We start from the raw sequence: 11,954 nt of genomic DNA, 5'->3' as shown, positions 1-11,954 counted from the left end.
TTTACTACGACCAGAAACACCAAGAGTTCATAAGTGGATTACTTGTTACCACTAAGCGTAAAGACGCTTTTTTCTTATAAGAAGAAACACCACTTACACTAGGAGTTCCAAGCTCAGACTGCGGACCATCATCAACTGGCAAAGTTGTTTCCTTACTACCATGAGCTTTAGATCGTGACCGTAAATTATTCCAAGGACCATCACCTACAGGACCAAGAGGTAGAGTTGTTTTCTCTAACTCAGAGAATAACTCTTCTGCAAACAGACCGTAATCTACATTTACTCTTTTACCTTCTCTACCACATAATCTAAGGTTTTCTATCATGACTTCTTTAAAAAGTTCAAACTTTTCAGGAAAGCAATCTTTGGCAAATGACATCATATCTAATATTTCTTTTTTCTCTATTTCTTTTTCTTCATCAGTCTTATAAATGTCTTCTCGTCTCCAATTGACTATTAATCCTGCAAGCATACCACTTACATGAACTGTATAATTAGAAGTATTAACGGCAGCCTTCTTGTGTTTATAAAAGTGATCACATTCCCAAATCTTCATAATAAGAGATCTAGCTTGAACACTTGACTCAGAATTTTTCAACATTACATCTGAGAGTGATGAAAGAAGAAGTTCATACTCTCGCTGTGAGAATATTTTGTCTGAATGGTCTCCTCCTGCTGAAACGTCTTTATAGCACCAGCACTTTACCAAATCATGAACTGTATCAAAAAAACATGACTCTATTAATTCAGCAAGAAGAGCATATACTCCCTTATCTTTCTGCAATAATTTCTGTAAAAGAGTATCTTTATCGACTATCTTATTTACACAAAAATCTAAAATAGGAGCATCTTTCTCAACAGATTGAACGCGAGATAGAGCAAGAATAGCTTCTGTGAGCTTCTTTTCTTTATCTTCTTCTTTCAACAGATTATAAAAATACTCTACTCCTTCACTCCACTTAAGTTTTACAGCACTGTCAAAACCTTCTACTGCATCATACTTCTTTAATTCCCCAGATTCTCTATCGATCCAGAAATCAAATACAGGACCTTTCCTCTTTATGCTATCTAGTAACGAGTTTCGTACGTATTTGCCAAATTCAGTTTCAGTTTTACCATCAAATGCACCAGGAGGAAACTTGTTCCTATAAGATTCAAATCTTTTTTGAAAGAGAGGATGAATTTTATCCACTACACAGTAACTACAAGCCATCTCATATTTGCGAAGTGGATTATCTATTCCACCTATTTTTTCTTCAGTAAACCTTTGACCTAAAGCAGCATTATCCAACCTTACACCTGACCAGCAACCTTCATCTTGAAATACATTGTGCAAAAACTTCAACTTATCACCCTTAAAGTATTTTATGTGCTCCATAAAGTTATCTTGAAGGACTCCCACCCATCTCTTGATAGCTGACTTCCTCCCGGCAACAACTGCTGGATCTGGATGTTTAATAGCTTCCTGTAATTTTTTGGACATCGTAGCCCGAAGCTCTTTCTGTGTTGACATTATCCCCCCTATTAAGTATTAACAGTGTCATGTAAAAAAGGCATTATACAGACATTAGAATGGATTGCAATATTAAAATTACCAGAATAGAGGGTTTAATAAAAAAACGTTATGGCTAAAACTTCTTTTCTTGAATTTTCTCAATATAATCAACAGAAAGACCAGTAGTTTGAGTTATAATGTCAATAGAAACTCCTGCTTTAAGTAGATTCTTTGCAACCTCAATTTTCTCTGCTTTTCTGCCTTTTTCATGGCCGATTTGGATGCCTTCTTGTCTACCTTCTTGTCTACCTTTTTGAGTGGCATCATCGAGTTTTTGAGCGAGGACAGCCTGTTCATCACGAATACGCTTTATCTCTTGTTCATAGGCTATAAATTCTTTTTCTGACCAGTTGAACCTATTTAATTCTTCATACGCTCTTTTAATTATTAGATCACTTCCTATTATTCTCTCTAGCTCTTCTTCACTAGTTTCATCTGCATATCTAAAGAAGTAGACCCATTTTTCAACTATACTTGAAAGCTGATCTTCTTTTGTTTTTGGAAATTTAGGCAACTCAATAAATATAAAGTAAAAATCTTTTAGATCACGTTCATTAGTATCTTCATCGCGAATAGTATGCTTTGATTTGTACTCAGACTTATCAGGAAATAAAATACAATCTGCTATAGCAATAAAGATAATTTCCTTAAGGTCCTGGTATTGATCACCTTTATCGGCTTGTCTTGAATAGGCTTTAGCAGCATAGTATTGGGCACGTTTCTCGAAGCCTTTGGTTTTAGCGACCTGCATTTCAATAATCCATTGCACCCCCGTGGAATCTCTACATAATACATCAACAATGCTTTGCTTTTTAGAGGCAATATCAGGGTCTTGAATAGTACTTAAAAACTCTATATCCTTTATTTCATTTTTGCCAGTAAAACCCAGAATATCATTGAGAAAGTGAATGAGGATGTCTTTATTCTTTTCAGTGCCAAAGATACGGCGAAATGCGACATCATTCTTGGGATCCAGAAACTTCGAGAGAGCCATAGGGAATCGACTTAAAAAGCATTAATAATTATACACAATTGTGAAGAAATATTCAACTAAAATGCAAACATAGAAGTTTTTGTATATCTTTGTTTGGTAGTATTAACATGTATAATATTTATGGCAAACATCTCAATAAGGTATCAGATAGCACAAAAAGTAAGGAACTGGAGGTTAAAGCGAGGATATACTCAAAAAGATTTAGCGAAGAAAGTCAGTGTAACGTATCAAGTAGTACTACAATATGAAAAAGGAACACGTAAAATTTCGATTGAAAAGTTGTATGCTATAGCAGAGATATTGTCGATTGGTATTGTAGACCTAATTCCTGTATCAAATGAAAAAATCTGTCTTGAAGATGAGGGAGAAGAAATACTAAATCTAGTAAGAGAATATAAAAAGATTAATGATCAGGAATTACGTAAGATGTTTTGTTTGCTAACCAAATTTGTCCAAGTCAGTGAAAGAAGTAGTAGGAAAGCAGAGAAAGTAAAAATTGCAAAAGGTCTGGTTAAAGCAGGAGTTTCTGTTGATACTGTTTCAAAAACAATTGGTCTATCTGCTGATGAATGTGTTGAAGAAAAAGGAGGTTCTATTTACTGCCAAATAGGAAAGAAGATAAAAGAATGGAGGCTAGTGAGAGAGTATACTCAAAAGGATTTGGCTGAGAAAATGGATACAACACGTGATGAAATAAGCAACTATGAACAAGGACGTGTAGCTATTCCACTGGAAAAATTATATGCAATAGCAGAAACATTATCGATTAATATTACAGATCTGCTAATAGAGGAAGGTAGTAAAGTAGAAAATGAACTACCGAATTTAATTGAAGAATACAAAAAGATTGAAAGTCAAGAACTACGTAATGCATTAATAAGATCTCTATTTGAAGGCATACGGATTTGCGAAGAAAAAGTGAAAAGAGCAGAAAAGATCAAAATTGCAAAAGACTTAGTAAAAAAAGGAATTTCTATCAATATTATTTTAAAAATAATAGGCATCTCTTTAGATGAAATTCGACAAGTTTAAAATAAAAAAATCACCATATATTAATATCTTTACTTATTCATGAAAAAATAAGTAAAAAAGATTGAAAAATTGATTTGACTTCACTCGGAAGCTATGGCTCTATGCCAATGCTGATAAAAAACAGCAGTAAATATCTAAAAAAAGTTTGTTGTTAGTGAAGGGTAAATTATATGAATAAAAGTAAAGAAGAAATCGAATTCAGAATATTAGAAAGCAAAGGCAAGGCATTACTTGATCGTGAAATAATGGAAACATTTTTAAGTGCAGTACATGAAAGGCCACAAGCTCAAGAAATTGCTAAAAATCTGGTGAATACTTATGCAGGAGTAGGAAGGATTTTAGGTAGAGAAATGGATGACCTGAAAGTTATAGAAGGAGTAACTGATTCTGCAGTAGCAATGATTATGTGTGTTAAGGAAACACTAGAAAGAGTACTGAGAGAAAAGCTAAAAAGTGAGCCAATAATGGACTTACAAGGGCTAGTAGAGTACTTAAACGTAAGTATAGGCCACTCAGAAAGGGAATGTGTAAAAATACTGTACTTGAATAAAAGGCGCCAATTAATCGGAGAAGAATCCTATATTGGTGAAATGGAAAAAGCACCAGTATACATAAAGGAAATTACAAGAAAAGCATTAATAAAAGATGCAACATTAGTAATAATGTCACATAACCATCCTGGAGGGAGTTTAGAACCATCAGAAGAAGATCAAGAAGTAACGAAGAGTTTAGCAGCAGCATGTAGTACTGTAAGCGTTAGATTATTTGATCACATTATTATCACAAGTGGAGGCTATTTTAGTTTTAGAGAAAACGGATTGTTATAGCAGAAAGTATTTGCAAATCTACTCATTATAATTTATACTGAGTAATAGAATGTATAAACTAAGATTTATATACTTAAAAAGTATTTTTAATATGGGGGTTATATGACTAGTAAAGACAAGTTATTGAAGAAAATATTTGGTGCTCTTGAAGGCGTTGATATAAAGCAGTCTAAGTTTGTGAGCAAAATTAATAATCAGAAGGAGATAAAACCGGAAGATGCAATGCCTTTCCCTGGTAGAGAAGTTCGCGAAAACAAAATCAACTATGGGAAAGGATTTGACTATATTTATGGCACAAAACCTTTGAGTAATCAAGCAGATTATCCAGAAGGATTAAATCCATTTGCTTCAGCTTTGCAAAAAATAAAGCCAAATACAGAAAAGTTGAGCTGGTTTAAGAGTGCTGTGGTAAGAGCAAAAAATCCAAATGAACTGCACAAGGTTGTAGACGAAGCACTAGCTGCTGGAGCAAGGCTAAATGCATGTAATGATGGCGAATGGAGTTTTGCAGAATATGTAGTATTAGGTACACATTTTCACAAATTAGAAAAAAGTGATCGTAAAAAGCTAATACGAAAATTAATGCTAAGCGGTGCAGAGTTTCATGATACTCTACTACAGAATAAACTGATAGGTGAAATCTATAATGAGCTACAACCAGAAATTCAGCCACAGAGAGATAAGCAACTAGAAGAACTAGAAAAAGCTGGCGAAAGTGCTGTTCAAGAAGGATCCTTAATAGATTTCGAGATAGACAATACAACATCATATATAGAATTTTCTGATGATAGCAAGGTAGAGGTAGCCAAAATACTGAGAGAGTTAGGAAGTAATATTTTAAAAATTGGCAATGATGCAGTTGAGGTTAAAAGTGAGAAGGGAGGTATAAGAAACTATATCGATATGTCAGATGAAAGCTCTATTATATTAGAGTTTCCTACGAGCATTGGTAAGCTAAATGTTATATTGTACCACGATGTAAAAAAATATGATCAAGTACAAGTCAGAGTAGAAAACAAGGAAATGTGGGCTGAGTTACAAAAAAGAGGCGAAGAAATTGGAAAAAATTGCCTTTTTGCTGGAGTAAAACTTAAAGAAGCAGTAGAGAAAGGTAATTTCACTAGGTGCGGCATATGGAGTGAAAAGCAGAAGGAAGTAAGTGAAAAATTGTTTTCATGGGCAGACAAAGTACGTGAAAATAGTAAAGAAACTTGTAGAGCACTTTAATTTAAAGGTTCCAGAGTCTGGCTATTATATCTGGAGCCTTTGAGCTATAGTAGAAAATATTATATATGGTTCTTTGCGTGGAAAGAAGTCTAGACTATGAAGTAGGGCAAAAAGTAAAAAGTTGGAGGTTAGAGCGAGGGTATACTCAGAAGGATTTAGCTGAGAAAATTGGTGTAAAGTATTGGGTAATACTGCAATATGAGAAAGGGAATCGTAGAGTTCCAATTGAAAGGTTATATGCTATAGCTGAGGCACTATCAATCAGTATTACGGATCTCATTCCTGTATCAAATGAAAAAATCTGTTTTGAAGATAAGGGAGAGGAAATATTAGATCTAGTAAGAGAATATAAAAAGATTAATGATCAAGAGTTACGTAAGATATTTTGTTTACTAACCAAGTTTGTTCAAATTAGTGAGAAAAGTGGTAAAAAAGCAGAGAAAATAAAAATTGCAAAGGATCTGGTTAAAGCAGGAGTTTCTGTTGATATTGTTTCACAAGCAATTGGTCTCTCTGCTGATGAATGTGTTGAAGAAAAAATAGGTTCTATCTACTACAAAATAGGGAAAAAGATAAAGGAATGGAGACTGGTAAGAGAGTGCACTCAAAAGGATTTAGCAGAGAAAATGACTACAACACGTGATGAAATAAGTAACTATGAGCAAGGAAGGGTTGCTGTTCCACTTGATAAATTATATGAAATGGCAGAGGCGTTATCGATTAATATCGTGGATCTACTTGAACCAGCAGAAGATGCAGATGAAAGAGTAGGAAATGAATTACCGAATTTAATTGAAGAATACAAAAAGATTGAAAATCAAGAACTACGTAATGCACTAATAAAATCTCTGTTTGAGGGAATACGTATTTGTGAGGAGAAAGTGAGAGAGATAGAAAGGATTAAAGTTGGAAGGGATTTAGTAAAAGGGGGAATTTCTATTGATATTATTTTGCAAATAGTTGGTTTATCTGCTGATCAAATTGGATGAAAATTTATTTCTAAATAAGGTATATATGTTTGTTTCTGTAAGAGATGTTAGTTCTATACACTACAAAATAGGGCAAAAAATAGAAGATTGTAGATTAATGCAAAGGTGTACTCAAGCAGAGTTAGCAAGTAAAATCGGATTAGCATATAAAGAAGTAACCAATTATGAAAATGGGTATATTCCTATTCCGATTGAAGTACTATATGTAATAGCAAGAGTATTGTCAGTTAATGTTGTAGATCTATTACCTAAACCAATAACAGTAAGAGAGTATAAAGATGAAGACGAAGAAATACTCTATCTAACAAAAATATACGAGAATCAAAAGTTAGGCAAAATAGTACCTTCATTAGTCAGGTTTGTTCATATTAGCGAGAAAATCAATCAAGAGGAGGCAAGATTAGAAGTAGCAAAAAATCTAGTTAAAGAAGGAGTTTCAGTTGACATAATTTCCCAAGCAACCGGCTTATCTATTTACGAGTATAATGATACAGAACAAGAAATTTACACTGATTCTATATATTACAGAATAGGGCAAAGAATAAGAGAATGGAGATTGATAAGAAGATATACTCAAAAAGATTTGGCGGATAAAATTGATTTAATGCTCAAGGAAATACACGAATATGAAAAAGGATATACTGCCATCTCATTTGATAAATTATATGAAATAGCAAGAGCATTATCAGTGAATATTAAAGTTCTACTGCCTAAAACAAGAGAAAGCAAAAAGCTATTGAGTTTAATGGATGAGTACAGAGAACAAGAATCATTAGATGCATTAGTCAAATCTCTATCTGAAGATATGAAAAGCGGCAAGGAAAAAGTTAAAAAAGCAGAGAAAATCAAGATTGCAAAAGATCTAGTTAAGGCAGGTGTTGCTAGTGATATTATTGTGCGAGCAAGTGGCCTAACTGCTGATGAGTGTAAAAATTGAATTGTGTTTAAGATATAAGTAAAAATGGTTAATATATTATCTATTCTAAATCCTTATTTAGCTCTGCAGAATTTGACGTATCAAGATATAATATTACAGAATTTTTCTATCACTTTCTGATTGTCCTCTATCATTGCATTTGCCTCTTGCTGAAGAGATTTGATATTTTTTGATGTAATGTTATCCATGTCAGCCGATGCTAGCTTCAATTGCGATTGTATTCTTACGTATCTATTGCCTATTACTTGATTCATCTGATAATTTACGCAGTCCAATCCAGAGGCAAACATCACATTTAGAGGTTGTCCGGAAACAAGTAAATTCAAGCATATTCCCTCTTTAACATAACCCTACTCATAGCTAGGTATATGAAATTCTCAGTGGATGTTGTGAGTAAATCATACTCCTTCGATAGCCTTCTATTCCTATTAACCCAAGCAAAAGTCCTTTCTACAACCCATCTTCTTGGCTGTACTTTAAACCCTTGTTCTCTTGTTGGTAGTAGCTCAGGTGGCGTATCTTTGTGCACCCAAAATCTACATGTAGGCCTTTTAACAATTTCAATATCTATGTCATATTCTTCCTTTATGTGATTCTTTAAATTTCTTCCTTGGTATCCCATGTCAGCCCACATTTTTTTAACTTTAGTATATTTTGTTCTCATATTGTTTAATGCTATTTTAATACCATCTCTATCATTTTCGTTAGCAGCGCCTACGTAACAACCTAGTATAAAACCCTGAGTGTCTGTAATTATATGCCTTTTTCTACCCTTTACTTTTTTACTTCCATCATAGCCTTTGATCCCCCCTTTTCTGTAGTCTTTACAGATTGACTATCTACTATACAGGCACTCGGCTGCTCATTCCTTCCTATTTTTCTTCTACTATATTTTGTAATTTCATAATTCATTTTCTCAAAAATTCCCTGCTTCTTCCATTGCCTGAACTGCTCATACACAGTCTTCCATAGCGGAAAATCATTTGGTAAATACCGCCATTGACACCCTGTACGCAATACATAGAAAATTGCTTCTAATATTTCTCTTTTGCTATACTTTGGCGGCCTTCCTCCTTTCTTGTATGATACTCTGAAGTGTTTTTCTATTCTTGCCCATTCCCTTTCGCTTAGATCTGTTGGATACTTTTTTCTCATCTTTACCCCGTACTAAAATTTCAGATATTATAGCCTTTTACTTGTTTCCGGACAACCTCTAAATGGATAAATCGGCGTAGTCAGAAAAAGAGTATGACCTGGGAACAGTTTGTACACTACGTAGAAGTAAATCCATTACCAAAGCCAAAAATACATTTTTCTTTATATGCATAAGAGGGACGACTGTGAAAACTAATATTGATGAGCCGTGTGCGGGAAATCTGCAAGCACGGTTCTTTAGGGGGAGTTGTAGTAATAAAACTCAAACGAGAGGAGTAAAGCTACAGCTTCTACCGAACACGTTTCTCAAAAATAAGTAAAGCCCGTTCAAGCAACTCTTTTGCTTTTTGAGGGTTGCCTAAAGCATAATAAGCGATACCGAGGTTCGTCAGTGTTTTAGCAGTTTCAAAATGATCAAAGCCATAATGTTTCTCTTGAATTGCTAAGGCTCGTTCAAGTAACTCTTTTGCTTTCTGAGGGCCACCCAAAGCACAATAAGTGATACCGAGGTTTGTCAGTGCTCTAGCAACTTCGAAATGGTCAAAGCCATAATGTTTCTCTTGAATTGCTAAGGCTTGTTCAAGCAGTTCTTTTGCCTTCTTATAATTGCCTAAAGTACTACAAGCAATACCGAGGTTTCCTAATATTATAGCAAATGTAAAGTGATCAGAGCCATAATATTCCTTAAAGGTAGGTAAAGCCTGTTCAAGCAACTCTTTTGCTTTTTGAGGGTTACCTAAAGCCCTATAAGCGGTACCGAGACTTACTAGTGCTCTAGCAACTTCAAAATGATCAGAGCCATAATATTTCTTAAGGATGGGCAGAGCATGTTCGAGCAATTCCTTTTGTTTCTGAGGATTACCCAAAGCACCACAAGAATTGCCGAGGTCTTCTAGTATTATGGCAACTGTAAAATGATCAGAGCCATAATGTTTCTTAAGGATAGGTAAAGCCCGTTCAAGCAATTCCTTTTGTCCTCTAGGATTACCTAAATCAGAGTGTCCATTATCCATCCACATTAACAAATCTACAAGATAATCCTTCTCTATTGTTTGTTTTTTTAAAGGATTTTCTTTTAGCCAGTTATCTATATGTGATAAAAATGCTTCTAAATGTGGTAATAATTGTCGTTTCTTAGCACAGTCTTCTAATTTATCACTGCCATAAGGAAAGCTTTCTCTCAGTAATTCAAAAGTCTTTTCCACAACTTTTTCTTTATCTTGTTTTTCCAACTCTATTCTCGTTACTTGCTGTACTAACCTGTGAATATTGACTGAGCTTTGCTCTTCTCCTGAGCTGATCATTGAATATTGCTTAAGTAGTTGGATAGCATCACCTAACTTTTCTTCATTGCGTTCTACCCCTAAAAACATTTTTGCAGGAATGTTGTCAGAGGCAATATAGGCAATGATATCCAAAATTTCTTTGGCTTGCTGACCATACTCCGTGTTGTCTTTGATTTTATCAATAGTAATTCTCCAGGTTATAAAAGTTGTCTTGGTGTAGCTATTGTCGCTGTCTTTAGGAAACTTAAAATCAAGTAATTTTTCTGCTTCCTCTTTATACCTCTTTAAATAATCACTAATTTCAAACTTCAAGCCTACATTCTTTAATGCTACATCCCTTTCCTTTATGTATGCAACTGCCTGCTGCAGGGCTAAAGGAAAATGCTGTAATGTTTCTGCTAAATTCTTTATTTCATTTTCTTGTGATCCATCCTTTATATCCAGTGCTTTTCTAATGAAGTCTACTGACTCTGGTTCGGTAAATGTACCCAATTTTAATGGTTCTATATCTCCCCATTTTTGATTACGAGAGGTAATCAAAACACTAGGTTTATTATCATCAGATGATAAAAAGTGAGACGGTAAAAATTGACTAATACCAGCATCTTGACCTTCACTTCTATATTCTTCTGCGTTATCAAAAACAAAGAGACTTTTTCTCTTTGCAAAAAAAGCGTATATATCTCTTACAATAGATTCAATATCCCTATCTTCTGTAGGAACGCCTAAAAGACCTTTAGCTAATCTGAGAAAGGACTGCACCATAGTTTCATAGGTTTCGGCATTTATCCATATAATATTGTTATCATAATCTTTATTGTGCTTTTCAATATATTTTCTGACTAACTCAGTCTTACCGATTCCTCCCAAACCACTGATAGAAGCTAGATGCGATATTACTGTGGCTACACCTTGACTTTTTTGTATTAATTTGTGTAGTTCTCGTAATTCTTCTGTCCTTCCAGTGAACGATCCTACTGGATTTCTCACCTCAAATCGAAAGCCTCCTAAGATTTCTTCTTTCATCTTGCGAAAGAATTCTCTTCCGTCTTCATGTGTAAGAAAACGTCTCCCTTTTTCTTTCAACCAATCTAGCATTTTTTCTTGGAAGCGAGCGTAAACATTCTGTCTATCAATATCATTAAATTGCTCGCCTAGCTCACTTTTGATAATATCCGCTAGTTTTATTTCATTGGGCTGATTTACTGCAAATACTAACTTATCAAAAAATTCTTTTATATTGTCTTCCAACCTACCTTCATTCATCATTCGTCCAAATTCACGTTGCCACGTCTGATTTCTTTCCAATTTCCTTTTTGAGTTCTGATCTGGCTTGTTTTGGAGTTTTTTTATCTCCTCTTCTAATTCTTCCATCGCTTCTTCTACAGCACTTTCAAATGCTGGTTGCACTACTGAAATCATGTTATTGTGAATATAAGAGAACTTATATCTAGTGCCACCATCTTTAAAAAAGACATCACTAGTGTCGATTACTTCAACTAAAATTTCTATTTCCTCGTTTGGTCCTAAAGTTTTTACCCTCAACTTCTTCACTGTGTTTCGTGCTGTGCTTTGATCCAGATCAAAATCGATATTAGTACAGATAATAAAATCTTTCAGGTTACCATCTGCAAAATCTTGATTATTTTTGATCTTTAGGTAAGAAACAAAATACTTTGCTAATCCAAACTCACCACTTTTATCTTTTGTAAGTAAGTTCCCTACTCCAATTTTCTTGTTATCTTCATCTTGTGTGTGTTTAGCCTGCAAAAAACGGTATACTTTCTTACTACCTTGGGTACATTCAAATACTAAATCATCGAATTTTCTGGCCTCTTCTATTTCTGTACCTAAGCGAAAAGAGTGCTGATAGAGCACTCCTCGATGCAAAAATAGCATCAATACCTTTAGCTGGTAGATATTACCGTGCATAACTAGTTACCTCATACAGG

Annotated in this window: 9 protein-coding genes and 2 pseudogenes; 6 read left to right on the top strand and 5 right to left on the bottom strand. The window is 34.4% G+C overall.

Annotated elements, in window-relative coordinates; all coding sequences use genetic code 11:
- Positions 1-4: 4 nt before the first annotated feature.
- The gene (locus OPR52_RS05120; RefSeq protein ID WP_320109376.1) at positions 5-1,483 is read right to left on the bottom strand and encodes a cytoplasmic incompatibility factor CifA; all 1,479 of its coding nucleotides are present in this window, start codon (positions 1,481-1,483) and stop codon (positions 5-7) included.
- Between the two features lie 145 nt (positions 1,484-1,628).
- Positions 1,629-2,549, bottom strand: a complete 921-nt coding sequence (locus OPR52_RS05115) for an Rpn family recombination-promoting nuclease/putative transposase (RefSeq protein ID WP_264337290.1) — start codon at positions 2,547-2,549, stop codon at positions 1,629-1,631.
- Positions 2,550-2,669: 120 nt separating this feature from the next.
- On the opposite strand from OPR52_RS05115, the gene wmk (OPR52_RS05110) reads away from it, so the two are divergent.
- The 5 genes from wmk (OPR52_RS05110) (at position 2,670) to wmk (OPR52_RS05090) (ending at position 7,561) form a co-directional block, all read left to right on the top strand.
- Positions 2,670-3,581 carry a WO male-killing family protein Wmk gene (gene wmk, locus OPR52_RS05110; protein WP_265037741.1) on the top strand — a complete coding sequence of 304 codons (912 nt, stop codon included), beginning with the start codon at positions 2,670-2,672 and terminating at the stop codon, positions 3,579-3,581.
- A gap of 170 nt (positions 3,582-3,751) precedes the next feature.
- Entirely contained in the window at positions 3,752-4,408 is a 657-nt protein-coding gene (locus OPR52_RS05105) for a JAB domain-containing protein (RefSeq protein WP_265037738.1), read from the top strand.
- A gap of 102 nt (positions 4,409-4,510) precedes the next feature.
- Positions 4,511-5,635, top strand: coding sequence for a hypothetical protein (locus OPR52_RS05100; protein ID WP_265037736.1), 1,125 nt, complete (start codon positions 4,511-4,513; stop codon positions 5,633-5,635).
- 65 nt (positions 5,636-5,700) lie between these two features.
- A complete protein-coding gene (gene wmk, locus OPR52_RS05095) occupies positions 5,701-6,624 on the top strand; it encodes a WO male-killing family protein Wmk (protein WP_265037927.1) in 924 nt (307 codons plus the stop codon).
- 25 nt (positions 6,625-6,649) lie between these two features.
- A complete protein-coding gene (gene wmk / locus OPR52_RS05090; RefSeq protein WP_265037926.1) occupies positions 6,650-7,561 on the top strand; it encodes a WO male-killing family protein Wmk in 912 nt (303 codons plus the stop codon).
- Between the two features lie 80 nt (positions 7,562-7,641).
- Here the strand turns inward: wmk (OPR52_RS05090) and OPR52_RS05085 are convergent.
- Positions 7,642-7,860: pseudogene (locus OPR52_RS05085) on the bottom strand (patatin-like phospholipase family protein); the annotation flags it as partial.
- Positions 7,861-7,883: 23 nt separating this feature from the next.
- Positions 7,884-8,716: pseudogene (locus OPR52_RS05080) on the bottom strand (IS5 family transposase).
- A gap of 185 nt (positions 8,717-8,901) precedes the next feature.
- Between OPR52_RS05080 and OPR52_RS05075 the strand changes: the two are divergent.
- A complete protein-coding gene (locus tag OPR52_RS05075; RefSeq protein WP_265037924.1) occupies positions 8,902-9,036 on the top strand; it encodes a hypothetical protein in 135 nt (44 codons plus the stop codon).
- Here OPR52_RS05075 and OPR52_RS05070 read toward each other — a convergent pair.
- A complete protein-coding gene (locus tag OPR52_RS05070) occupies positions 9,007-11,934 on the bottom strand; it encodes a tetratricopeptide repeat protein (protein ID WP_265037922.1) in 2,928 nt (975 codons plus the stop codon). The two genes, OPR52_RS05075 and OPR52_RS05070, sit on opposite strands and share 30 nt — an antisense overlap.
- Positions 11,935-11,954 lie beyond the last annotated feature (20 nt).

It is taken from the genome of Wolbachia endosymbiont (group A) of Hylaeus communis, assembly GCF_947251915.1.
Classification (GTDB): Bacteria; Pseudomonadota; Alphaproteobacteria; order Rickettsiales; family Anaplasmataceae; genus Wolbachia; species Wolbachia pipientis.
The sequence above is the reverse complement of the archived record's forward strand: the minus strand, read 5'-3'. Positions and strand labels throughout refer to the sequence as shown.